The organism is Neorhizobium sp. SHOUNA12A (genome assembly GCF_023006505.1).
Lineage (GTDB): Bacteria > Pseudomonadota > Alphaproteobacteria > Rhizobiales > Rhizobiaceae > Neorhizobium.
The window spans coordinates 19322-43724 of sequence record NZ_JALBGV010000005.1; the positions used below are offsets into that span (position 1 = coordinate 19322).

The 24403-nt window shown below is 62.2% G+C and carries 22 protein-coding genes; 14 read left to right on the forward strand and 8 right to left on the reverse strand.

Features of this window, described 5'->3' with window-relative positions:
- Positions 1-153 precede the first annotated feature (153 nt).
- Both MOV63_RS03780 and MOV63_RS03785 read right to left on the reverse strand, forming a co-directional pair.
- The gene (locus MOV63_RS03780; RefSeq protein ID WP_247031784.1) at positions 154-1443 is read right to left on the reverse strand and encodes a PotD/PotF family extracellular solute-binding protein; all 1290 of its coding nucleotides are present in this window, start codon (positions 1441-1443) and stop codon (positions 154-156) included.
- 36 nt (positions 1444-1479) lie between these two features.
- Entirely contained in the window at positions 1480-2571 is a 1092-nt protein-coding gene (locus tag MOV63_RS03785; RefSeq protein ID WP_247031786.1) for an ABC transporter ATP-binding protein, read from the reverse strand.
- A 240-nt stretch (positions 2572-2811) separates the two neighbouring features.
- Between MOV63_RS03785 and MOV63_RS03790 the strand changes: the two genes are divergently transcribed.
- Positions 2812-3540, forward strand: a complete 729-nt coding sequence (locus tag MOV63_RS03790) for a GntR family transcriptional regulator (protein WP_247031788.1) — start codon at positions 2812-2814, stop codon at positions 3538-3540.
- Here the strand turns inward: MOV63_RS03790 and MOV63_RS03795 are convergent.
- The 3 genes from MOV63_RS03795 to MOV63_RS03805 all read right to left on the reverse strand — a co-directional run bounded on the left by MOV63_RS03795 (position 3537) and on the right by MOV63_RS03805 (position 7308).
- Positions 3537-4094, reverse strand: coding sequence for a nucleoside 2-deoxyribosyltransferase (locus MOV63_RS03795; RefSeq protein ID WP_038547550.1), 558 nt, complete (start codon positions 4092-4094; stop codon positions 3537-3539). The genes MOV63_RS03790 and MOV63_RS03795 overlap by 4 nt on opposite strands.
- Positions 4095-4209: 115 nt before the next feature.
- A complete protein-coding gene (locus tag MOV63_RS03800) occupies positions 4210-5313 on the reverse strand; it encodes an NADH:flavin oxidoreductase/NADH oxidase (protein ID WP_247031790.1) in 1104 nt (367 codons plus the stop codon).
- Between the two features lie 120 nt (positions 5314-5433).
- Positions 5434-7308 carry an adenine deaminase gene (locus tag MOV63_RS03805; RefSeq protein ID WP_247031792.1) on the reverse strand — a complete coding sequence of 625 codons (1875 nt, stop codon included), beginning with the start codon at positions 7306-7308 and terminating at the stop codon, positions 5434-5436.
- 268 nt (positions 7309-7576) lie between these two features.
- Between MOV63_RS03805 and MOV63_RS03810 the strand changes: the two genes are divergently transcribed.
- The 12 genes from MOV63_RS03810 to ccoS all read left to right on the forward strand — a co-directional run bounded on the left by MOV63_RS03810 (position 7577) and on the right by ccoS (position 19595).
- Positions 7577-8617, forward strand: a complete 1041-nt coding sequence (locus MOV63_RS03810; RefSeq protein WP_247031794.1) for an ABC transporter substrate-binding protein — start codon at positions 7577-7579, stop codon at positions 8615-8617.
- A 90-nt stretch (positions 8618-8707) separates the two neighbouring features.
- Complete coding sequence (locus MOV63_RS03815; RefSeq protein ID WP_247031796.1) at positions 8708-9532, forward strand: ABC transporter permease; 825 nt, start codon at positions 8708-8710, stop codon at positions 9530-9532.
- A complete protein-coding gene (locus MOV63_RS03820) occupies positions 9529-10320 on the forward strand; it encodes an ABC transporter permease (RefSeq protein WP_046600505.1) in 792 nt (263 codons plus the stop codon). Before MOV63_RS03815 ends, MOV63_RS03820 begins: the two co-directional genes overlap by 4 nt.
- A 6-nt stretch (positions 10321-10326) precedes the next feature.
- Positions 10327-11385 (forward strand): ABC transporter ATP-binding protein, encoded by a 1059-nt coding sequence (locus MOV63_RS03825; protein ID WP_247031798.1) that lies wholly within the window; start codon positions 10327-10329, stop codon positions 11383-11385.
- Between the two features lie 137 nt (positions 11386-11522).
- Entirely contained in the window at positions 11523-13148 is a 1626-nt protein-coding gene (gene ccoN, locus MOV63_RS03830; RefSeq protein ID WP_247031800.1) for a cytochrome-c oxidase, cbb3-type subunit I, read from the forward strand.
- Positions 13149-13160: 12 nt separating this feature from the next.
- Positions 13161-13892: a cytochrome-c oxidase, cbb3-type subunit II gene (gene ccoO / locus MOV63_RS03835; RefSeq protein WP_247031802.1), complete on the forward strand. Its 732-nt coding sequence runs from the start codon at positions 13161-13163 to the stop codon at positions 13890-13892.
- Between the two features lie 12 nt (positions 13893-13904).
- Complete coding sequence (locus MOV63_RS03840) at positions 13905-14057, forward strand: cbb3-type cytochrome c oxidase subunit 3 (protein ID WP_219741244.1); 153 nt, start codon at positions 13905-13907, stop codon at positions 14055-14057.
- 2 nt (positions 14058-14059) lie between these two features.
- Positions 14060-14923 carry a cytochrome-c oxidase, cbb3-type subunit III gene (gene ccoP / locus MOV63_RS03845; protein WP_038547572.1) on the forward strand — a complete coding sequence of 288 codons (864 nt, stop codon included), beginning with the start codon at positions 14060-14062 and terminating at the stop codon, positions 14921-14923.
- A 145-nt stretch (positions 14924-15068) separates the two neighbouring features.
- Positions 15069-16658, forward strand: a complete 1590-nt coding sequence (ccoG, locus tag MOV63_RS03850; RefSeq protein WP_247031805.1) for a cytochrome c oxidase accessory protein CcoG — start codon at positions 15069-15071, stop codon at positions 16656-16658.
- Positions 16655-17164, forward strand: coding sequence for a FixH family protein (locus MOV63_RS03855; protein ID WP_247031807.1), 510 nt, complete (start codon positions 16655-16657; stop codon positions 17162-17164). Before ccoG ends, MOV63_RS03855 begins: the two co-directional genes overlap by 4 nt.
- Positions 17161-19452 carry a cation-translocating P-type ATPase gene (locus MOV63_RS03860; RefSeq protein WP_247031809.1) on the forward strand — a complete coding sequence of 764 codons (2292 nt, stop codon included), beginning with the start codon at positions 17161-17163 and terminating at the stop codon, positions 19450-19452. The genes MOV63_RS03855 and MOV63_RS03860 overlap by 4 nt, the downstream gene beginning before the upstream one ends.
- Complete coding sequence (gene ccoS / locus MOV63_RS03865; RefSeq protein WP_007757373.1) at positions 19449-19595, forward strand: cbb3-type cytochrome oxidase assembly protein CcoS; 147 nt, start codon at positions 19449-19451, stop codon at positions 19593-19595. Before MOV63_RS03860 ends, ccoS begins: the two co-directional genes overlap by 4 nt.
- 113 nt (positions 19596-19708) lie before the next feature.
- On the opposite strand, the gene MOV63_RS03870 is transcribed toward ccoS, so the two are convergent.
- Both MOV63_RS03870 and MOV63_RS03875 read right to left on the reverse strand, forming a co-directional pair.
- Positions 19709-21631 carry a PAS domain-containing sensor histidine kinase gene (locus MOV63_RS03870; protein ID WP_247031811.1) on the reverse strand — a complete coding sequence of 641 codons (1923 nt, stop codon included), beginning with the start codon at positions 21629-21631 and terminating at the stop codon, positions 19709-19711.
- An 11-nt stretch (positions 21632-21642) separates the two neighbouring features.
- Positions 21643-22398 (reverse strand): cyclic nucleotide-binding domain-containing protein, encoded by a 756-nt coding sequence (locus tag MOV63_RS03875; RefSeq protein WP_247031813.1) that lies wholly within the window; start codon positions 22396-22398, stop codon positions 21643-21645.
- 119 nt (positions 22399-22517) lie between these two features.
- On the opposite strand from MOV63_RS03875, the gene MOV63_RS03880 reads away from it, so the two are divergent.
- Positions 22518-23243, forward strand: coding sequence for a response regulator (locus tag MOV63_RS03880; protein WP_247031815.1), 726 nt, complete (start codon positions 22518-22520; stop codon positions 23241-23243).
- Here the strand turns inward: MOV63_RS03880 and MOV63_RS03885 are convergent, their stop codons facing one another.
- Positions 23244-24395 carry a CapA family protein gene (locus tag MOV63_RS03885; RefSeq protein WP_247031817.1) on the reverse strand — a complete coding sequence of 384 codons (1152 nt, stop codon included), beginning with the start codon at positions 24393-24395 and terminating at the stop codon, positions 23244-23246.
- Positions 24396-24403: the final 8 nt, after the last annotated feature.

Genomic DNA, 24403 nt, shown 5'->3' on the forward strand with positions numbered 1-24403 from the left:
TTGCCCCTCATCCGCCCTGCCGGGCACCTTCTCCCCGTCGGGACGGGGAGAAGGAGACTAGTGGTAAGCCGCTCGGTCCTCTTCAGTGCCTGCTCGGGGCACGTCCCCTCCCCCCGCGAGCGGGGAGAGGGCTAGGGTGAGGGGCAACTTTGTTTACGCAGCGATGAACTCGTTCCAGCGGCGGACCATGTAGCGGTCCTCGTCCATCACCGAGTTCCAGCAGGCCACGTGGCCCATGCGTTCCTCGAAAGAGCCGCCATCGCGCACGGCGCCTGCCTTTTCCATGATCTTGCCGTCCGGAGCGACGATATCGCCCTTGGCCGGCTTGCCTTCGATCCAGTAGCCCCATTCGTCGGCGGACATGTGTGCCTTGGCGGTTTCCATCGCGGCCGAGTAGTAGCCCTGACGGTTGAGATAGGCGCCGACCCAGCCGGACGTGTACCAGTTGATATATTCATAGGCAGCGTCGAGCTTGGCGCCCGAGAGATGGGCGGCAAGGCCCAGACCGCCGCCCCACGAGCGGTAACCTTCCTTGAGCGGCTGATATTTGCAGGCGATGCCCTTGGAACGGACGGCGGCGACGGCCGGCGACCACATGGACTGGATGATGACCTCGCCGGAGGCCATCAGGTTGACGCTCTCGTCGAACGACTTCCAGAAGGCGCGGAACTGGCCGGCCTGCTTGGCCTTGATCAGGAAGTCGATCGTCTTGTCGATTTCCGCCTTGGTCATGTTGCCCTTGTCGGCATACTTGATGTTGCCCATGGCTTCCATGATCATCGCGGCATCCATGATGCCGATCGATGGGATGTTAAGGATCGATGCCTTGCCCTTGAACTTCGGGTCCATGATGTCGGCCCAGGTCGAGATCTCGCGGCCGACCAGGTCCGGACGGATGCCGAGCGTGTCGGCGTTGTAGATGGTCGGAACCATCGTGAACCACTTGGTTTCTTCCTTGGCGAACGTCTTGTCGCCGGGTTTTGCGACGTAACCCACCGTGTGCGGCGCGGTCCCTTGCGCGATCACGCTGTCCGGCTTCAGCTTGCCGTTTTTGAACAGCGGCACGATCTTGTCGTAGTATTTCAGCTTGGTCGTATCCATCGGCTGGATGACGCCGGCCGGATAGACCTTCTTCAGGATCCAGTATTCGATATCGGCGATGTCGTAGGAGTTCGGCTGAGTGACGGCGCGCTGGGCGGCGGCATCGGAGTCCGTCGCGGTCATTTCGAGCGTGATGCCGAGGTCGGCCTTGCACTTCTCGGCGATCGCGTTGAGGTTCGAAACGCCGGTGCCGAACTGGCGAAGCGTGATCGGGTTCTGCGCCCAGATGGTCGGGAAGCCGGTGATGGCGCCGGAGCCGGCGGCAAGACCGGCCGCAGCGGACGCCGTCTTCAGAAGCGTGCGGCGCGAAATGCCCTTTGTTGGTTTCTTGGTCTCAGTCATTGCCTTGTTCTCCTCTGGTTGAGTTTTTTGGTGGCATCAGTTCTTGAGGCGGCCGAGGACGATGGCGTCCTCGCGGCCCCAGGAAAGCGGGATCGCTTCTCCGACCTTGACCGGATTGGCGAAAAATTCGGCGTCGGTCAGGATCGCGGTGAAATCCTCGATGCCCGCGCCGTTGACCGAGAGCTTTACCGAAGAACCACGGTATTCGACGTTGGAAACCGAGCCGGTGAAGCCGAGGCCTTTTTCAGAAGGCTGGCCGATACGGACATGGTCCGTGCGGATGGCGATATCGGCCACGTCGGTCAGCCCGGCGGCTCCATCGTCGGTGGCGAGGAAATCGCCGCCTGCGGGCACTGACAGCATCAGCTTGTCGCCGGAACTCTGCGTCACCCGGCCGAAGATGACGTTGTGGTCGCCCATGAACTTGGCGACGAAGGCGGTCGCGGGTTTTTCGAACACCACGCGCGGATGGGCGGCCTGTTCGATACGGCCATCGTTCATCACGACGATCAGGTCGGCGAGCGCCATCGCTTCTTCCTGGCTGTGCGTCACGTGCACGAAGGTAATGCCGAGCGAGGTCTGCAGCTTCTTCAGTTCCGCGCGCATGCGGATCTTCAGGAACGGGTCGAGCGCCGAAAGCGGCTCGTCGAGAAGCAGCGCTTCCGGATCGGTGATCAGCGCCCGGGCAAGCGCCACGCGCTGCTGCTGGCCACCGGAGAGCTGGGCCGGGCGGCGGGTCGCATAGGCTTCGAGCTGCATCAGCCGCAACATGTCCATCGCCTTGGCGCGCCGTTCGTCCTTGTCGACGCCCTTCATCTTGAGGCTGAAGGCGACATTGTCGACGAGGTCGAGATGCGGAAAGAGGGCGTAGGACTGGAACATCATCGCCGTGCCGCGTTTCGCCGGCGGCAGGTCGGTGACGACGGTATTGCCGAGGCGGACGTCGCCCGAGGAGATGCTCTCGTGCCCGGCGATCATCCGGAGCGTCGAGGTCTTGCCGCAGCCGGAAGGGCCGAGCAGGCAGCAATAGGTTCCGGCGGGAATCTTCAGGCTGATCGCATGAACGGCAGTGGTTGTTCCGTAGATCTTAGAGACTGAAGCGATGTCGATTTCGGCGGCTTTGCTCATCAGGCGCTCCCTTGCGTCTGATATTGTTATGCATCAGCCATGCCAACTGGATTAAACCTCTAGAAAGACTTGCGTTTACCTGAAAGGGTCAGCGGCGGGGTTTTGCCGGTGCGCAAAAATCAGGCGATCGTTTTCGATCCCTTGGGCAAATCGTATGCAATCTTGGCATTGGATCAAAAACAAGTCGCTTGGCATCCTGTAGACACTCGGGTTACAAAGGCCGTACATTGGACCGCAGCAATGAATATCAGCGAAAAGATCAATCTTACCGATACGACGCCCGAGGATCGCTCCCCGGAAGATCGCTCCATGGCGATCCGGGAGACTTTACGCAACGCTATTATCGATCGGCGTCTTGCGCCCGGCACCAAGCTGTCGGAAAGCGAAGTCGGCTCTCTTTTCGACGTCAGCCGCACGGTTGCCCGCGCCGCGCTGCAGATGCTCGCGTTCGAAGGCCTGGTGAAGACCGAGCGTAATCGCGGCGCTTTTGTTTCCAATCCGTCACCGGAAGAAGCGCGTCAGATTTTTGCCTCCCGCCGGCTGATCGAACCCGGCATCGTCGCAAGCGCGGTCGAGCGCATCACGCCCGAGGATATCGCGGAATTCCGCCGTCAGCTCGATGAGGAAGAGCGTTATCTGAACGAACGGGGTCCGGCTGCGCGGCGCGCCGAGATCAAGGCGTCCGGCGATTTCCACCTGATGCTGGCTTCCGTTGCCGGCAATGTCATCCTGCAGCGTTTCATGGATGAACTGGTTGCACGTTCGTCGCTGGTGATCGCGCTTTACGGCCGTTCCGGCGTGTCGAGCTGTGGGCATGCCGAGCATAGCGCCGTTCTCGACGCCCTGGAAAAGGGCGATGGCGAGCGCGCCGCCAAGCTCATGATCCACCACATCGACCATATCGAAGCCGATCTCGATCTTCAGCTGAAGCAGGGTCTTGGCCTTAAGGACGCCTTGTCGCTCGCCTAACCGCGCAAGTGTCGCAAGGCCTCGGTATAAGCGGCCAGGTCCCTTTCGGGATCGGCTGGCAGTGCCGCGGCGCGAATGACCCGGCCGCCACCTTCCTCGATGCCGACATCGATCATCAGGTTGTCGGCCTTGCCATGGTTCTCGATCGACAGCCCGTCCGGGCCGCGAGGACGACCGCTGCTCTCGTCGATATCGAGCCCGGAATACCAGATCGACCGCACCCGAGTGCCATAGTCGTCGGGATGGTTGGTATAGGCCCAGACCCGTTTGCCGAGCGCGATCATGAAGCCGATTTCATAGACGGTGCCGGGATCGGCACTGATGCCGCGAAACGGCGTGATATTGGCGAGGCAGACATCCGCGCGTCGCATCGCGCCGTCGTTGCGCTGGTAGATCGCGGCTGCCGTCAGCTGGCCTACGGGCGCCTGGTTCTCGTCGCTGCCGGGACCGGTCGGCTCAAAACCGAAGCTGCGAGCAAGCCGGCGTTTTTCGCCCATCACGGTCTGGGCATCGGGCAAAAATACTTCGGGGCCGGCGAGATAGATGGTGGGCATGAAAATCCTTTGATGAATCGGTCAGCACCAATGTTCCATAGCGTCCTGTCCGGCGCATTGCGAGCATGAATGCGCCGGTCGACTGGCTTGAACCGCCGAAGAGGCCTGAGTCCCTTCAGGAGGTAAACAGGTTCCTGAGTTGCGATGGCTGGCAGCGGAGATATTGCGGTGCGGGCTTCACCTGGGCGCCGAGTTCCGCCGCGGCATGCCAGGGCCAGCGCGGATCGTAGAGCACCGCACGGGCGATCGCGACGATATCCGCGTCGCCGGTCGAAACGATCGCTTCCGCCTGCGTCGGTTCGGTGATCAGCCCGACCGCCACCACCGGCATCTTCACCGCAGCCTTGACGGCGCGTGCCAAGGGCACCTGATAATTCGGGCCGAGCGGGATTTTCTGCTCGATATGCAGCCCGCCGCTCGACACGTGAATTGCATCACAGCCCTTCTCGTCCAGCATCTGGGCAAACGCGATGGTCTGGTCGATGTCCAGGCCGCCCTCGACCCAGTCGGTCGCCGAGACGCGCACCGTCACCGCTTTGTCGGACGGGAAGGCCTGACGCACGGCATCGAAAACTTCCAGCGGAAAACGCATGCGGTTCTCGAGCGAGCCGCCATATTCGTCGGTCCGCTGGTTGGAGAGCGGCGACAGGAACTGGTGCAGCAGGTAGCCATGCGCTGCGTGGATCTGGATCGCATCGAGGCCGATCCTTGCCGCCCGTACGGCGGAAGCCGCAAACGCGTCGCGCACCTCGTTCAGGCCTTGCCTGTCGAGCGCGACGGGGGCCACGTATTTCGGATTGAAGGGGATCGCCGAAGCCGATTGGGTCTGCCAGCCGTTCGCGTGGTCCGGGGCGATCTGGCTGCCGCCGAGCCAGGGCTTGTCGGTCGAGGCCTTGCGGCCGGCATGCGCCAGCTGCACGGAGATCGGCATGTCCGACCATTTGCGGATGCTGTCGAGCGTGCGGGCCATCGCCGCCTCGGTCGCATCGTCATAAAGCCCGACATCCGCATAGGTGATGCGGCCTTCCGGGGTGACCCCGGTCGCCTCGATCGTCAGAAGCGCTGCGCCGGAGAGCGCGAGCTGGCCGAGATGGATAAGGTGCCAGTCGGTCATGCAGCCGTCCTCGGCCGAATATTGACACATGGGCGCGATGACGATGCGGTTCGAGAGTTCGAGATTGTGGACGCGGATCGGAGTGAAGAGGGCAGGCTGGGCCATGATTAGGTTCCTTGCGCAAGCGACGCCGAGGCGGGAGGATCGGTGGCGCCGAAAAATCAATCCCAGCGGTTTTGGCAAATCAACCGGACCTCATCAAGTCACGCTGACGAGAGCGGCCTACTACCAGACGACCGGGTGCGTTTCGCCGGTCAGCACGTTGACGAACCCCTCAGGCGCCCGCTCCGATGGCGCCACCAGCACCCAGCGCCAGGGCGAACAGGTCAGTGTCGCAAACGACAGCCGCTCCGGGAAGCCCGGCCACCAGCGCGGCGAAAAGGTCGGCTCGTACATCCAGTCGATCGTCTCGCCGGCTTTGTAGAGCGCCTGCATTTCCGCATCCAGTTCCTCCGCCGAGCGCGCCGTCATCAGCCCGCCGACTTCGTAGTGGACGCGGGCGATCACCTTGCCGCCGGAGACCAGCACCCAGCCGCCCTGCTGTTCGGCGAGCGCATTGGCCACCATCGCCATCGCCTCGTCCGAGGAGCCAACCACCCAGATATTGTGCTTGTCATGCCCGAGCGTCGAACCGAGCGCGGTATCCGGCGTGCGCGGTCCGGTGCCGAGCCAGAACATTTTTGACACTTTCGCCTCACCCGAAAACCGGTCGACGATCGAGAATTTCGTGACGTTGCGGTCATGGTCGCGCTGGACTGCGCCATCCCTGACCGGCAGTTCCATGGTGATGAAATCGTCCGACCAGTGGAAGGGCCGCAGCAGGGCGGCATTCGCCGCGGCGCGATCCGCCGGCGCCTCGATGCGGAAATCGGCGGCGGTCACCTGTCGATCGATTTTCACCGTCTTGGTCGCCCATTCCGGCCAATCGATCTTCGGACGCGCGCCGGTAAATGTCCTGCCTTCCGAAACCGGCGTGCCATCCGCCCAGACCTTGGCGATAGACAGCTTTTCGACGTCGTCGAGCAGCACGATATCCGCAAAACGGCCCGGTGCGATCGACCCGACCCAGGGCGTCAGCCGCATATGCCGCGCAGGGTTGAGCGTCACGCACTGGATGGCGATTTCCGGCGAAAGGCCGTTCTCGATCGCAAGGCGGACATTGTAGTCCGTCGCGCCCATCTTCAGCGTATCGGAGGCGCTGCGGTCGTCGGTAACGAAAGCCACCTGCGACCAGTCGGCGAGGTTCTTCTCGATGAGGCCCTTGATCACCTCCGGCAGCGAATGCGGCCGAAGCTCGATGAACAGCCCGTGCTGCAGCTTCTGCCAGATCTCCTCCAGGAACCAGCCTTCGTGATCGGAGGCAAGGCCGGCGGCGGCGAAGGCATTGATCGAGGCCAAGTCGCGCAGGCCTGCGCCATGACCCTCGACCACGCCGCGCTGTTCGAAGGTCGCGCCGATCATGCCCCAGAGCCGGTCGTAGGAGGGGTTTGAGGGATCCGAGATCGACGGCCAGTCCATTACCTCGTCGAGGCCGGCGACCATCAGGCTTTCGCTCATGAACCGCTTCTGCTCGTCATAACCGAAATAGCCACCGCCCCATTCATAGGCCGTCGGAGGCACGGCCGAGCCCGGCAGCGGGAAGACCTTCATCGGCGAGCCGCGGCGGCGGGCCTCAAGCCAGAATTCCAGATTGCGGGCGCCGTTGACGTTCGAGAATTCGTGGCTTGCCTCACAGGTCCAGGTGACCCCGTGCGGCATGACGAGCGCCGCTTCCCATTCCGGCGTCAAATGCGAGCTCTCGATATGCTTGTGCGCCTCGCCGAAACCCGGCACCGCGAAGAGATCGGGCTCGTGACTACGTTCCGCCACCTCCCCTGCAAAACTGCCCGCCGGTCCCACATAGGCGATCCGCCGTCCCTTGATGACGATCTCCTGGTCCTCGAGCCAGGTCCTGCTGTGGACATCGAGCAATCTGCCAACCCTCAGCAGCCGGTCGGCCGGCCGTTTGCCGAGCGCGGTCAGCACCAGGTCCTGGCGGATGCGGACCTCGTCGGCCGCGTTGATCAGCAGGTCGTCGGGGAGGGGGGCGGAAACTGTCATCGGAGGAATGCCTGTCGGTTCTGATCGCCGGACCCTAAAGACGATGCCCGGATGTGTAAACCATCGCAAACCGTGCATCGGCCGCCACGTGAGGCCCGAAATCAACCTCCAGTATGAGATGGTTCAAGCCTAAAGAAATTTGGTTCTTGACTGCATATGCCTAATAATTGGGCTTGCGGCCGGGCCGTTCAAAAAATAGTATCACCCCCAATTCCCGGGGGTGTCCCAGGGGAGCATCAACGCCGCTTTCGCAAAAGGACCCCGCCTCATGAAGGCCACTCGTTTCACCCAATTGGCAACCCTTGCTCTCCTGGCGACGCTCGGCGGCACGGCAACGGCAAGTGCCCAGTCGAAGACTCTCACCATTTCCTGGTGGGGCTACAACGGCGAGAAGATGACCGCCAACATCATCGACCCGTTCAAGAAGATCTGCGGCTGCGACATCGTTTTCGAAACCGGCAACAATGCCGACCGCCTCAACAAGCTGAAGCTGCGCGACGGCAAGGGCGTCGATGTCATCTATCTGACCGACAGCTTCTCGCAGCTTGGCATCGAGCAGGGCCTCTTCCAGCCGGTCGATTCCGCGAAGATCCCGAACCTCTCCGAGATCTACGAACTCGGCCGCGCGCCGCAGGGCAAATACGGCCCGGCCTATACGATCGGCCGTATCGGCCTCGTCTACGATTCGGCCAAGGTGAACCCTCCGGTCACCTCCTGGAACGATCTGTGGCGCCCGGACCTGAAGAGCTCGGTTTCGCTTCCGGGCATCACCACCACGGCCGGCCCGATGGTCGTGGTGCAGGCCGGCAAACATGCCGGCGTCGATCCCTATGCCAGCACCGACAAGGCGTTCGAAGCCGTCGAAACCCTGAAGCCGAACGTCGTCAAGAACTACAATACCGGCTCCGAACTGGTGAATTTGATCTCGACCGGCGAAGTGCGCGTCGCAATCGGCCAGGATTTCACGCTCGCCTCCATGCAGGCGGCGGTGAAGACCATGACCTGGGCGAAGCTCAAGGATGGCGATATCGCCACGTTGAACACCGTCAACATTCCGAAGGGTTCAACAAACGTCGAACTGGCTCACCAGTTCATCAACTTCATCCTGTCGAAGGACGTGCAGCAGAAGGAAGCCGAGCAGGGCGTCGATGCGCCGATCTCCACCAAGGTCCAGCTCACGCCGGACCAGGCGAAGATCTGGACCTACGGTGCCGATCAGGTTTCCAGCCTGAGCCGTGTCGACTACGCCAAGATGAACGCCGCGAAGACCGATTGGATCGACCGCTGGAACGAGGTTTTCGGCAAGTAATCCCGGATGTCGCCTGACCGGCCACATGGTTGAAATGAAAACGGAGCGCCGCTATCAACGCGGCGCTCCTGCCTTTGAGAGAGACTGTCGATGAACAAGTTTGCCAGATGGAGTTTGACGTTGCCGGCGACGATCGCCGTCGTCCTGCTTCTGGTCATCCCCGTCGTTCTGACGATCGCCACCACGTTCGGCGAGGCGGGCGGGCCGTTCTCCACTTATGCGGCCTTCTTCAAGAGCGGCTTCCGCATGGCGGTTCTCTACCGCACCCTTCAGATCGCATTGATCACCACGGGCATCTCGCTCGTGGTCGGTTTCATCACAGCTTACGTCATCGCCCAGATGCCGGGACGGTTGAAGAGCATCATGATCGTCGCCGCAGTCTTTCCGCTGCTGACCGGCGTCGTCGTCCGCTCTTTCGCCTGGCTGATCATCCTCGGCAAGAACGGCATCATCAACAATGTCCTGATGTCGGTCGGACTGATCAGCGAGCCCCTGTCGATGCTCTACACGCAAGGCTCGGTCATCGTTGCGATGGTCTATCTGTTCGTACCGCTGATGATCCTGACACTGGTCGGTGTGCTTGAGGGAATCCCGCGCGACCTCATCGAGGCGGCCACCTCGCTCGGCGCCCGGCCGATCCCGACCTTCCTCCAGGTCATCCTGCCGCTCGCAGCTCCTGGCCTCATTGTCGGCGCGGTGCTGGTCTTTACCGGCAGCTTCACCTCCTATGCGACACCGCAGCTTCTCGGTGGCGAAAAGCAGATGATGATGGGCACGTTCCTCTATCAGCGCGCCATGGTGACCTTCGATTGGGTCGGCGCCTCGACGATCGCCGCCATCATGGTGGTCATAACCATCGGCGTCGTGCTCATCATGAGCCGCATGGCACGCCGTCTCAACCCGATGGCAGTCTGATGGCGACGCGTATTCATCCCCTGCTCGGCGCTTTCGCCATTCTCGTCTTTTTCTTCCTGCTCGCGCCGCTGGTGATCATCGTCGGCGCGGCCCTCAGCGACACGACATTCCTCACTTTCCCGCCACAGGGACTGACGTTGCGCTGGTTCGCCAACATCTTCCAGATCGAGGCTTTTCGGCGCACGGCGATTACCAGCCTGCAAGTCGCCATCCTCGGCACCGGCCTATCGCTGCTGATCGGCATTCCGGCGGCCTATGCGCTGAACCGTTATAGGGTCGAGCTGCCGCGCTGGCTCTCGACGCTGTTCGTGCTGCCGATCCTGGTGCCGGAAATCGTCTTCGGCTTCGCGCTCTTGAAGTCGATCACGATAGGCCTCGGCCTGCCGGTCTTCATCAGCCTCGTCGTCGGCCATGCGTTACTCATCCTGCCCTATTCGGTGCGCGTCGTCGGCGCCAGCCTCGCCTCCTTCGATTTCTCGATCGAGGAGGCCGCGAGAAGCCTCGGCTGCCCGCCGCTCAAGACCTTCATGACCGTGGTGCTGCCGAACATCCGTGCCGGGGTCATCGCCGCCTTCATCCTGGCCTTCATTACCTCCATCAACGACGTCTCGGTCTCGGTCTTCCTGACCGGACCCGGCATTTCGACGCTGCCGATCCAGATTCTCGCGCATATGGAGCAGTTCTTCGACCCGACGATCGCTTCCGTTTCCGTGCTTCTGATGCTGGTGACCGTCGGCGTCATGGCGATCGTCGAAGCGACGCTCGGCCTCACATTCCTCACCAAGTAGGTTCCCGTGACCGTATCTCTGACCATCGAAAACCTCTCCGCCCACTACGGAACCACCCAGGTTCTGAAAGACCTGTCGATTTCCGTTGCCGCCGGTGAACTGGTGTCGCTGCTCGGCTCCAGCGGCTGCGGCAAGACGACGACGCTGCGTCTGGTGGCGGGTTTCCTGCAGCCGACCAGCGGCCGGATCAGGCTCGGCGACCGCGATCTGACGACGCTCCCCGCTCATGCACGCGATATCGGCCTCGTGTTCCAGAACTATGCGCTTTTCCCGCACCTGACCGTGCTCGATAACGTCGCCTTCGGCCTGAAGCAGCGTGGCCTTTCCAAACCGGACCGGGCCAAGCGGGCGATGGCGATGCTGGAGCGCGTCGGTCTCGCGCCGCTCGCCGACCGCCTGCCTGCAGCGCTGTCCGGCGGCCAGAAACAGCGCGTCGCGCTCGCCCGGGCTCTCGTCATTGAGCCGCCGCTCCTGATGTTCGACGAGCCGCTCTCCAACCTCGATGCCAAGCTCAGGATCGACATGCGCGTCGAGATCCGCCAGCTGCAGCGCGCCAACGGCACCACATCGCTCTACGTCACCCACGATCAGGAAGAAGCGTTTTCGATCTCCGATCGCGTCGCGATCATGAATGCCGGCCGCATCCTGCAGCTCGACACGCCGGAGGTGCTCTACCAGAAGCCGGCCAGCGCCTTCGTCGCCCGCTTCGTCGGCTTCGAAAACCTGATCCGCATGAAGGTCATTGAGCGCCAGTCGGCCATCGTCGCCGCCGAGGCTGCAGGCGGCACGCGGCTTCATCTTTCCCAGGACCTGTTCGGCCCGATCAAGGACGATTTCATCCTGGCCTGCCGCGCCGATGGGCTTGCGGTCCGCCGCGAGGGCGAAGGCATTCCGGCGGTGCTCGGGACGCGCACCTATCTCGGTCGTGCCTATCAATACAAATGCGAAACCGCTGCCGGCGAAATCACCGCCAATGGCCCGCTTTCCGACCCGCTGGATGCCGGCGCAAGGGCAGTCCTCGCGCCGCTGCCGGAACAGTGCTGCATCCTCGATCCGGAAGACTGAGCCGGTAATAACATAAGCATGGAGCCGTTTGGGCGGGGCGTTGACGCAGGTCAAACCCCCGGCGCGGTCCGTATGTCAGCACATCATGGTCACAATCCTTCAACCGGCAGCGCATTTGCGCTGTGAGGCCAAAGACCATGAATTACGTCTCAGAAACACTCTGGCTGGCAATCGGCACCTTCCTGGCGTTGCTCGCCGCCGCTTATACCCATGACAGCCTGTTTGCAGCCCATATGTGGGTCCTGTTCTTCGTGCTGTTGATCAGCACGGTCGTTTTGACGCGCAGGATTTCCTTCGCGCCGCGGGCGTCTGCGATAAGCCTGCCGTCAAAATCCGAATATTTCGACGAGGTGGTGAAATACGGCACCATCGCCACGGTTTTCTGGGGTGTCGTCGGTTTTCTGGTCGGCGTCGTCATCGCCCTCCAACTTGCCTTTCCGGACCTGAACATCGAACCCTGGTTCAATTTCGGCCGCCTGCGGCCGCTGCACACATCCGGTGTCGTCTTCGCCTTTGGCGGCAATGCGCTGATCGCCACGTCCCTCTTCGTGGTCCAGCGCACCTGTCGGGCCCGCCTTTTCGGCGGCAATCTCGCCTGGTATGTGTTCTGGGGCTATCAGCTCTTCATCGTCATGGCCGCGACCGGCTATCTGCTCGGCATCACGCAGGGTCGAGAGTATGCCGAACCGGAATGGTATGTGGACCTCTTCCTGACCGTCGTCTGGGTCGCTTATCTCGTCGTTTTCCTCGGCACGATCCTGAAGCGCAAGGAGCCGCATATCTACGTGGCCAACTGGTTCTATCTCGCCTTCATCGTGACGATCGCCATGCTGCATGTGGTGAATAACCTCGCGGTCCCGGTCTCCTTCCTCGGCGTGAAGAGCTATTCGGCCTTTTCGGGCGTGCAGGATGCGCTGACCCAGTGGTGGTACGGCCATAACGCTGTCGGGTTCTTCCTGACCGCGGGCTTCCTCGGCATGATGTACTATTTCGTGCCGAAGCAGGTCAATCGTCCGGTCTATTCCTACCGGCTGTCGATCATCCACTTCTGGGCGCTGATCTTCCTCTATATTTGGGCAGGCCCGCACCACCTGCATTACACCGCGCTGCCCGACTGGGCGCAGACGCTCGGCATGGTCTTCTCGATCATGCTCTGGATGCCCTCCTGGGGCGGTATGATCAACGGCCTGATGACGCTCTCGGGCGCCTGGGACAAGATCCGCACCGACCCGATCGTCCGCATGATGATCATCGCCATCGCCTTCTATGGCATGTCGACCTTCGAGGGTCCGATGATGTCGATCAAGGCCGTCAATTCGCTCAGCCACTATACGGACTGGACGATCGGCCACGTGCATTCCGGCGCACTCGGCTGGGTCGGCATGATCACCTTCGGCGCCGTCTATTACATGACGCCCAAGCTCTGGAACCGCGAGCGTCTCTATAGCCTCGACCTCGTCAACTGGCACTTCTGGCTCGCCACCCTCGGCATCGTCGTCTACGCCGCCGTCATGTGGGTCGCGGGCGTGCAACAGGGCCTGATGTGGCGCGAATACGACAACCAGGGTTTCCTCGTCTATTCCTTCGCGGAAACCGTCGCGGCGATGTTCCCCTACTACCTGCTGCGTGCGGTCGGCGGCGCCATGTATCTCGCTGGTGGGCTCATCATGGCCTTCAACGTCACCATGACCATCCTCGGTTACCAGCGGCAGGAGAGGGTTCGGGGCGGTATATCCCCCGCCGCTCTCCAGCCGGCCGAATAAGGAGGGATACCCATGTCCATTCTCGACAAACATTACTTCATCGAACGCAATGCGACCCTGCTTCTGGTCGGTTCGCTGCTCGTCGTCTCGATCGGCGGCATCGTGGAAATCGCACCGCTCTTCTATCTCGAAAACACCATCGAGAAGGTGGAAGGCATGCGGCCCTATTCGCCGCTCGAACTGGCCGGGCGCGACATCTATATCCGCGAAGGCTGTTATCTCTGCCACAGCCAGATGATCCGCCCCTTCCGCGACGAGGTGGAGCGTTACGGTCACTACAGTCTGGCGGCCGAATCCATGTACGACCACCCGTTCCAGTGGGGATCGAAACGCACAGGGCCAGACCTTGCCCGCGTCGGCGACCGTTATTCGAACGAATGGCACGTGCAGCATCTGACCGAACCGCGCGACGTCGTCCCGGAATCGGTGATGCCGAGCTATTCCTTCCTCAAGACGACGCCGCTCAAGGTTACGGATGTTTCCATGAATCTGAAGGCGAACCGTGCCGTCGGCGTTCCCTATTCGGACGAGATGATCGCAAGCGCCAAGGCGGATCTGGCCGCCCAGGCGGATCCGAATGCGGATACATCCGGTCTGCTTGCCCGCTATCCCAAGGCTAAGGTCGGCGATTTCGACGGCAACGCCCAGAGCCTCACCGAAATGGACGCGCTGGTCGCCTATCTGCAGATGCTCGGCACGCTGGTCGATTTCTCGACCTATGACGATGCCGCCGGTTACCGCTGAAGGGACAAGATCATGGAATTCTACACGGCCATGCGCCACTTCGCCGATAGCTGGGGTCTGCTCGCCATGACCCTGTTCTTCCTCGGCGTTCTCGTCTTCACCTTGCGCCCCGGCGGAAAAGCCTCTGCAGACGAGGCCGCGCAGATCCCTCTGAAGGAGGATTGAACATGGCGGAAAAACATATCGACGAATTGAGCGGCATAGAGACCACCGGCCACGAATGGGACGGCATCCGCGAACTCAACAACCCGCTGCCGCGCTGGTGGCTCTGGACCTTCTACGCCTGCATTCTTTGGGCGATCGGTTATGCGATCGCCTATCCGTCCATTCCTCTCCTCACCAATGCGACAAAAGGCCTGCTTGGATATTCGAGCCGCGCCGAGTTTGCAGCCGATCTCAACGGTGCGAAGATTGCCCAGGGCGGCATCCTGGAGAAGATCTCGACCTCTTCGCTGGAAGACATCGTCGCCGATCCGCAGCTCAACCAGTTCGCAACGGCCGGCGGCGCCGCGGCTTTCCGCGTCAACTGTACCCCGTGTCACGGCACGGGTGCGACCGGCGGACGGGGTTATCCTAACCTCAACGACGACGACTGGCTTTGGGGTGGCGATATCAACGCCCTCTACCAGACGATCGCCCATGGCATCCGTGATCCTGCCGACGGGGAGACCCGCATCTCCGAAATGCCGGCCTTTACCGACATGCTGAAGCAGGACGAGGTGCGCCAGGTCGCCGCCTACGTGGTGAGCCTTACCGGAACCCCGCGCGATCCATCGATGGTCGAGCCCGGAAAACAGCTCTTTGCCGACAATTGTGTCGCGTGCCACGGTGAAAAGGCCGAGGGCAAACGGGACCTCGGCGCGCCGAGCCTTGCCGACGCCATCTGGCTGAAGGTTCACGGAGAAGCGGAGATTGCCAGACAGATCCAGACCCCGAAACACGGCGTCATGCCAGCCTGGCAAGGCCGCTTGGGCGACGTGGCCGTGAAGCAGCTCACGGTCTACATCCACTCGCTCGGCGGCGGGGAATAAGAATAACCGTTGCTCCATTCGATCTGACGAACGGCCGCCTGTCTGTCATCAGCGGGCGGCCGTTTTGTCACATCGGCGCGGTTGACTTGCGTCAAGGAGTGGGCGTCGCCGAGATGAGAAAACATGGACCAAAGGAACTGGTCCCATGAATCTCTATACGTCTCCCGCGCTTGGCCCCAGCGACGCCTCCGTTGAGCGCATCGATGTCCAGCCCGTGCATTCGCCGGGCGCATCGAACAACCCGCTTTACGAGAAGCGCAAGAAGATATTTCCAAAACGCGCCGAAGGGCGCTTCCGCCGCTTCAAGTGGTTGGTGATGCTGATAACCCTCGGCATCTATTACCTCACTCCCTGGATCCGCTGGGACCGCGGTCCCTTCGCGCCCGATCAGGCGGTACTCGTCGATCTTGCGAGCCGTCGTTTCTATTTCTTCTTCATCGAGATTTGGCCGCAGGAATTCTTCTTCGTCGCGGGACTTCTGGTCATGGCCGGTTTCGGCCTTTTCCTGGTGACGTCGGCTGTCGGTCGCGCCTGGTGCGGTTATGCCTGTCCGCAGACGGTCTGGGTCGATCTTTTCCTGGTCGTCGAACGGTTCTTCGAGGGCGACCGCAATGCCCGCATCAAGCTCGACGCCGCACCGTGGAGCCTCGACAAGTTGTGGAAGCGCGTCGCCAAACACGCCACATGGCTGGCGATCGCAGTGGCGACCGGCGGCGCCTGGATTTTCTATTTTGCCGATGCGCCCTCGCTCGCCTTCGATTTCGTCACCGGCCAGGCGGCGCTGGTCGCCTATTCGACCGTGGCCACCCTGACGGCCACGACCTACGTGCTCGGCGGGCTGTTGCGCGAACAGGTCTGCATCTACATGTGCCCCTGGCCGCGTATCCAGGCCGCCATGCTCGACGAGAGCTCGCTGGTCGTCACCTATAACGACTGGCGCGGCGAGCCGCGCAGCCGGCATACCAAGAAGGCGGCGGCAGCCGCGCAGCCGGTCGGCGATTGCGTCGACTGCAATGCCTGCGTGGCCGTCTGTCCCATGGGTATCGACATCCGCGAGGGGCAGCAGTTGGCTTGCATCACCTGCGCGCTCTGCATCGATGCTTGCGACGGCGTGATGGACAAGATCGGCAAGCCGCGTGGCCTGATCGCATATGCGACACTCGACGAATACGACGCCAACATGGCGCTTGCGACAAACGGCAGCACGACGGCGATCGACCCGGTACGGGTGCGCAATCCGGACGGTTCCTTCATCGACAAGATCCGCCACTTCGACTGGAGGGTGATCTTCAGGCTCCGCACGCTGATCTATTTCGGCGTCTGGTCGGCCGTCGGTCTCGGCCTCGTTTTCGCGCTGCTGTCGCGCGACCGGCTGGAGGTCAACGTGCTGCATGATCGCAACCCGCAATTCGTGCTGGAATCGGACGGTTCCATCCGCAACGGCTACACGATCCGGCTGCTCAACATGATCCCGGAGCCGCGCACGATCCTGGTTTCGATGGAAGGCTTGCCCGAAGCGACGATGAAAATTTCCGGCATCACGGATGTTCCGGGCCGTCTCTTCGCGGTGCAGGTGGAGCCCGACAAGACGCTCGCCCTGAAAGTCTTCGTGACCCTGCCCAAGGGTGCAGTTTCCGCCGAGGCCGCCGATTTCCACTTCATCGCCGAAGATCGGTCGAGCCACGAAAAGGACAGCTATTCAGCGGTCTTCAACACGCCGGGAGCCAGAAAATGAGCACGACGAAAATGGATACGATCCCAGCAAAACCTTTCGTTTTCACCGGCTGGCATATGCTCGGTGTGCTGGTGCTCTTTTTCGGCACCATCATCTCGGTCAATTTCTACATGGCCTACAACGCGGTTACGAGCTGGAGCGGGCTGGTGGCGGAAAATACCTATGTCGCCAGCCAGCAGTTCAATGGCAAGGCGGCCGAGGCGCGGATGCTGACGGCGACCGGCGTCACCGGGCGCATCACCGTCGACGGCTCCGATATCCGATACGAGGTCTTTCACCCGAAGAACGGGCCGGTCGCGGCCGATACGCTGACGCTCAAGTTCAAGCGGCCGGTCGGCGAACACCAGGATTTTGAACTCGATCTCGTTCCCGTCACCAAGGGTGTCTTCGCCGCCACCCATGAAATCCTGCCCGGCCATTGGATCGTCGATGCGAGCGCCATCAGGAACGGCAAGCGCATCCTGCATCAGGCCGAGCGGATCGCGGTTTTGAGGAGAGCGGAATGAGCTGCTGCGCGCCCGGAGCCGAAGGATATTCGGACCATTCGCTTCCGTCCTCCGAGGAGTTGACGCTGTCCAGCCGGATGATCGGGCCCGGCCTGCGCCAGACCGATCTCAGCGTTCCACAGGTCCATTGCGGCACCTGCATCGCGACGATCGAAAAGGCGCTCAATGCGTTGCCGTCCGTCGAGCGGGCACGGGTCAATCTTTCCACCAAGCGCGTTTCGATCGTCTGGAGGGAGAAGGCCGGAGACGACGCCACGGATCCGGTCGAACTGGTCAGGGCCATCGTCGATGCCACCGGCTACGAAGCACATCTTTTCTCGAATGCCGAGGAGGTCGGCGAAAAACTGCAGCGCGATCTGATCCGCGCCGTCGCCCTTTGTGGCTTCGCGGCAGCGAACATCATGCTGCTCTCGGTCTCCGTATGGTCGGGCGCCGATGCCTCGACCCGCGACATGTTCCATTGGATATCGGCACTGATCGCCGCGCCGGCGCTGATCTATGGCGGCCGTTTCTTCTATCAGTCGGCCTGGAATGGGCTACGCCGCGGCCGCACCAATATGGACGTGCCGATCGCGCTCGCCATCACGCTCTCTTATGCGGTGTCGCTGTGGGAAACCATGCATCACGGCGAACAGGCCTGGTTCGATGCGACTGTCTCGCTCCTGTTCTTCCTGCTGATCGGCCGCACGCTCGACCATGTCATGCGCGACCGTGCCCGCGCCGCGATCAGCGGTCTTGCACGCCTGTCGCCTCGCGGCGCCACGGTCATCGGTCCGGACGGCTCGCGTGAGTATCGTCCCGTGGACGAAGTCCGGCCGGGCGACCGGGTGGCGATTGCCGCCGGTGAGCGGGTGGTGGTCGACGGCACCGTCGAAAGCGGCGCAAGCGACATCGACGTCTCGATCGTCAACGGCGAAAGCGCTCCAAGGCCGGTCCGTGTTGGGGATATGATCCAGGCAGGAACGCTCAGCCTCACCGGTTCGCTGGTGCTGAAGGCGACGGCTGCCGCCAAGGATTCCTTCCTGTCCGAAGTCATTTCGCTGATGGAGGCGGCCGAGGGTGGACGGGCGCGCTACCGTCGGATTGCCGATCGGGCGGCGCGATATTACTCTCCGGCCGTCCATCTTCTGGCGCTCACCGCCTTTCTTTCCTGGGGTTTCATCGGCGGCGACTGGAAGCACGCCATGCTGGTCGCCATCGCCGTGCTGATCATCACCTGCCCCTGTGCCCTCGGCCTTGCGGTGCCGGTGGTGCAGGTGGTCGCGGCCGGCCGGCTGTTCCGCAACGGCATCATGGTCAAGGATGGTTCGGCCATGGAACGGCTTGCCGAAATCGACACGGTGTTATTCGACAAGACCGGCACGCTGACCCTCGGCCGGCCTCGACTGCTGGAAGTCGAGCGGTTCGACAGGAAGCTGCTCGCCTTGGCAGCCGGCCTCGCCGCCCATTCGCGCCACCCTCTCTCCCAGGCGCTCGCGATGGCGGTATCCGGTCCGGTTGCGGTCTTCGAGACGGTCACCGAAATCCCGGGGCGGGGCCTCGAAGCGGTGACGCCCGCCGGCATTTACCGCCTCGGCAGCCGTCGCTTCGCCTTGTCTGTGCCGGGCGACGGAAGCCCGGGCAATAGCGTGACTGAAACGGTTCTCTCGCTCGACGCCGAGGAGATTGCCACCTTCCGCTTCGACGATTCGCTTCGTCCCGGCGCCCCGGCCGCCATGGCATCCCTCGCGGCCAGCGGTTTCGAGACGGGCATATTGTCCGGAGACCGGCGCCGGGTGGTTGCCGATCTCGCCATTCGCCTCGGCCTCGAACATTGGCAGGCGGAGCTTTCGCCGAAACAGAAGGCGGAGTTCTGCACCTCGCTTGAGGCAAGCGGCCGCAAGGTGCTGATGGTCGGCGACGGCATCAATGACGCCCCGGCGCTCGCCGCAGCGCATGTCTCGATCGCGCCGGCGACGGCGGCGGATGTCGGCCGTCAGGCCGCCGACTTCGTGTTCATGCACGACAGCCTCGAAGCAGTGCCGCTGGCGATCGATATTTCGCGGCGCGCTGGCCGGCTGATCCGCGAGAATTTCGCACTCGCCATCGGCTACAATGTCATCGCCGTGCCGATCGCGCTGGCCGGTTATGCGACGCCTCTGATTGCCGCCGTTGCCATGTCCACATCCTCGATCATCGTCGTCGCCAACGCCCTGCGGCTCAGTGGATCGGGACGCGCCGCCGAGGCCGATGCGGCGGAGAGTAACGGCGGAGCAAAAATTCCTCCCGGTGAGGCTCGCGTCGCATGAACATGCTGATCTATCTCATCCCGATTGCGCTTTTCCTCGGCGGTCTTGGCCTCTTCGCCTTTCTCTGGTCGCTGAAGAGCGGCCAATATGACGACCTCGAAGGCGCCTCCTGGCGTGTGCTGCAGGACGACCCGCCGGAATGAATCGGGAATCTTGGACAAACGCCGGCCCCGATGCTGGTGCCACCAGCCACTCAGGCATTTCTTGAGCGATTATCAAAAAAAGGGCTGCAGATGCAGCCTTTTTGAAATCTAACTCAGTCCAGCAGTTCCCGAAGCCGCACCGCGAGCTCTCGGGCGGTATACGGCTTCTTTAGCCAGCTACCGGATTGGGCGAGCTCGCGCCCGGCGATCGCCGGCTCCGCGTAGCCGGAGGTGAACAGCACTTTCATGCCGGGCCGTCTTGCGCGCACTTCGGCCGCCAGTTCGTCGCCCGTCATTCCGCCTGGCATCACGATATCGGTGAAAAGAAGGTGGATGCCGTCGTGTTGGCCGAGCTGGTCCAGCGCTTCCCGGCCGTTCGAGGCCTCGATGACGCCGTAACCGAGCTGCGTCAGCCGGGACACGGCGATGCGCCGGACCCGCGGGTCGTCCTCGACGACGAGGATCTTTTCGTTGCCGCCGGGAATGGAGGCTTGCTTCGAGCCAGCCTCGACGGCAAGCGCACCCGCCGCCTCCGCCTTGTGCGCCACCGGCAGGAAAATTCTGACGCTCGTGCCCTGTCCCGGCTCGCTGTAGAGCTGGATGTGCCCGCCGGACTGTTTGGCGAAGCCATAGACCATGCTGAGGCCGAGGCCTGTTCCGGCGCCCAGGCCCTTGGTCGTGAAGAAGGGCTCGAAGGCTTTGTCCTTGACGTCGGGAGGCATGCCGATGCCCGTGTCGGTGACGGAAATCAGCACGAAATCGCCGGTGCGGACATCAGGATACATCTGCGCATAGTCGACATCCAGCCTGACGCGGGAGATCTCGATCGACAGCTTGCCGCCACGCGGCATCGCGTCTCGGGCATTGAGCGTCAGGTTGAGAAGCGCGTTCTGGAGCTGCGATGCATCTACCAGCGCTTCGTTGGAGACACCGGTGACGGTTGTGCGAAGCTCGATCGTTTCGCCGAGCGTGCGCCTGAGAAGCTCCGAGAAACCGGACACGAGATTGCCGACATCCGCGAGCTTCGGGTTGAGCGGCTGGCGCCGTCCGAAGGCGAGAAGCTGGCCCGTCAGTTTGGCACCGTCTTCCGCGGCGCCCTGGGCCTCGTGCAGCAGTTCGAGCAGTCCCGCATCCGCGAGCTTGTTCTCCATCATCTCGAGATTGCCGCTGATGACGGTGAGAAGATTGTTGAAATCGTGCGCCAGGCCGCCTGTCAGCTGGCCGATCGCTTCCATCTTCTGGGCCTGGCGCAGCTCTTCTTCGATCTTGTGACGGCTGGTTAGGTCGCGGACGAAGCCGGTAAAGATGCGTTTTCCGTTGGTGACGGCCTCGCCGACCGAAAGCTCCATGGGAAATGTGCTTTTGTCCTTGCGCTGCCCGGTCACGACGCGGCCGTAACCGATGATCCGGCGTTCGCCGGTGGTGAGGTAGCGCGAGATATATCCGTCATGGGCTTCGCGATCGGGGGATGGCATCAGCATCTTGACATTCTGTCCGCAGACTTCATCGGAAGAGTAGCCGAACAGCTGCTCGGCCGCGGTGCTGAAGGAGGAAATGCAGCCGACCTCGTCGATGACGATCATCGATTCCGGCACGGTGTCCAGAATGGAGCGCAGATGCGCTTCGCGTCCGGCAAGATCGTTCTGCACCCTTTTCATCTCGGTGATATCGTTGTTCGTTTGAATGATGATCGAAGGCCCGTCGCTCGACGGATTGACTGCCACCCAGCGGCTCGCCACGACGACCGTGTGGCCATTCTGGTGCCGATGGACGACTTCCCCTTGCCAGGCATGATAGGTCTGGACGTGACGACGGATCTCGTCGAGCGGCTCGGGAAACTGCGTCGCCAGAAGATCGTGGACGACCTTTCCGAGAGCTTCCTCCCGGCGCCAGCCGTAAAGCTGCTCGCAGCCGCTCGTCCAGCGGCTGATGATGCCGTCCACGCCATGGACGATGAGATTGGCATCGTCGAGAAGAAGAGTGACGGCATCGAGCTGGCTTTCCGTCGTGGCTTCGGATCCTGTATTGCCGATCATGTCTATTCCGTCTAATGGCGCCGTCGCTCGCCGAGAGCGATCAGGTCGCGCCGCATGTCTCCACAGTCATCGTCGTCTCCGGCAAGTTGCGCAAGCATTCCCGGCCGTTCGATTCTTATGGAATGACGGGCGGCCGGGTCCAGAACATTCAGCACGCCCTTGCCGATGAGCCTGGTGATCGTACGCGAAACGGTCTCGATCGTCAGGCCGAGATAGTCGGCCATGTCCTGTCGGCTCATGGAGAGTTCGACGATCGGTTGCGCATTGCCTTCGGCCATCGCACGTTTCAGGTATTTCAGCAGGAACGTGCAGATCCGTTCCTCCGCGCTCTTGCTCGACAAGAGCACCATCTGGTCCTGGGCTGCGGCCATTTCGTCGCAGACCCGGGCAAAGACCTTGGGCCTCAGGCTCTCGGAATTGATGATCGCCGCTTCGAACTGTCGGCGCGACAGCCGACGGACTTTCGCCGTCGTGATGGCCTCTGCGGTGTAGATATAATTGTCCCGGAGCGAAACGCCGATCATATCGCCGGCGTGCAGAAATCCGGTAATCACCCGCCGTCCTTCCGAAATGATCCGGAAAACCCGCAAATTCCCTTCGATGACTTCGAAAATATGCCTGGCCTCGTCACCTTCGAAAAAGAGGGGCTGGCCGGCCGCGAGATATTCGACAGGCTGCTTTGCAAACAGCGAATGCAGGCAGTCCGGCTCGTCTAGCGGTCTTGCTGCTGCCGAGTTGAAGGTCTTCGCATTATCCGTGACAAACATGAAACTGCCCCTATCCGTTTGGTTGAGGCAGTTGACCGAATCCCGGTAACGCGCGAATGCTAGTCGTGTGAAAGACGGTTCTAATTGGTAACAATCTGTAACACGCCGGTTCCCTGTTGATGTCATCCCCCGCCAGTTCCGCAAATATCCTCGTCGTCGACGACGACCCTCGAATCCGTCAGATGCTGACGCGATATTTCGAGGGCGAAGGATATGCCGTCAGCGCGGTGTCCGACGGGCAGGAAATGCGCGTTCAGCTGAAAAGGCAGGAGATCGACATCATCCTTCTCGATCTCTCGCTTCCCGGTGGCCAGGACGGCTTCGATCTTGCGCGGGAAATCCGGATGCAATCGGACATTCCGATTATGATGCTGACCGGCCGCGACGACGTGGTCGACCGGATCATCGGCATCGAGATCGGCGCTGACGATTACATCGCAAAACCGTTTCACCTGCGCGAAGTGCATGCGCGGCTGAAATCGATCCTCAGGCGGCGCCAGCCGGCTCAGCCGAAGCCGGAGGAGAACGAGGAGAAGATCGTCCGTTTCGAAGGATGGACGCTCAATCTTTCCAGACGCCAGCTGCTGTCTGCCGGAGATGGCGAAGTCGAACTGACAACCGGCGAATTCGACATGCTGGCGGCCTTCGTCCAGCACGCCGGCCGCGTGCTGACGCGCGATTTCCTGATGGATGAGACAAGGGGACGGCAGCTCGACGCCTTCGACCGCACGATCGACGCCCAGATCGTCCGGTTGCGCCGCAAGATCGAGGCGGATGCCAAGCATCCCCAGCTGATCAAGGCCGTCCGCGGCGTCGGTTACATTTTCACCGGCAAGCTTGGTTGATCAGACGACGCGTTGCCGGTCTGCAGCCGGAAGCCCGGCGAGCGCTCTTTCCCTGATCTCGTCTGCATCGGAACCCTGCAGCGGAACCGGGCCTGGAGGCAGACCTTGGTCCACCGGCCTGCCGACGGAAATCGGCAGCAGTTCAAGTCTCTCGCACGTACCGTCATCGGCAAGCGTCAGCCGGATTGCGGCGCTGCGCCAGACATCGACACCTTTTTGGTCATAGGTCGCCGGCCGCCGCGTATGGAAAACGAAGTTGCCGAGACCGGCGATGATCGCTCGCCCGCGATGAAAGGTGATCGGCTGCATGACCGGTGCGCCGGTGCCGAGAACCAGGTCCGCGCCGCTGTCGATCAGGCCGCGGCACAGATCGAGCAGCCAGTCGGGCGTCGTTTTCCAGTTCGCATCCCAATGATGGCCGTGGATTGCAACCGCGACCAGGTCGCCGATCGCCTTCGCGGCATCGACGCCGTCGACGAGCCGCTGCATGTCCTTTTCGTCGGCAGTCCAGCGGGCGCCGATCGCGTCGCCGGCAACGACGGGCGTACCGAAGACGTCCAACTCCGGGCGTTCGCCGAGGTCATAACCGACCGCAGCACGCGCCGCGCCGCGCTTGTCGTCACCGAGCGTCCCGACGATCCGTTTGAGCGTCTCGAATTCCGCAGGCGGCGCGGTTACCGTCCGCCTCATCCGCAAGGGTGTTATGCCGCTGCGATCGACCGAGGCGTAGTTGATGTCCGGCTGAGGTCCGAGATCGACGGAGAAGATAGCGAGCGATCTATGAGGTCCTGGCACGATCGCCGGCGCTGCGGCCTGCTCGATATCCGACCCGCTGCCGGCAAGCTTCAGCCCGGCCGCTTCCACGGCGGCGCGCGTCGATGCGATGCCCGGCGGGCCGAGGTCGAAGGCGTGGTTGTTGGCATGCGTCACCGCATGAAAGCCGAGTTCCCGTACCGAGACGAGAGCATCCGCCGAGGCCAGATGCAGCGTTTTCGTCTTGGTCGGCCATGCCCCTGCAGTCTCCACCGTCGCTTCGAGATTGCCGAAGGCCACATCCGCCTCGAGGAAATCCCGAACCTCGGCCTGCCCCTCGCCACAGAGGTCGAGGGGGCCGTGGATCAGGATTTGGCCGGTAACGGCGACGGTCAGCATGGCCTAGT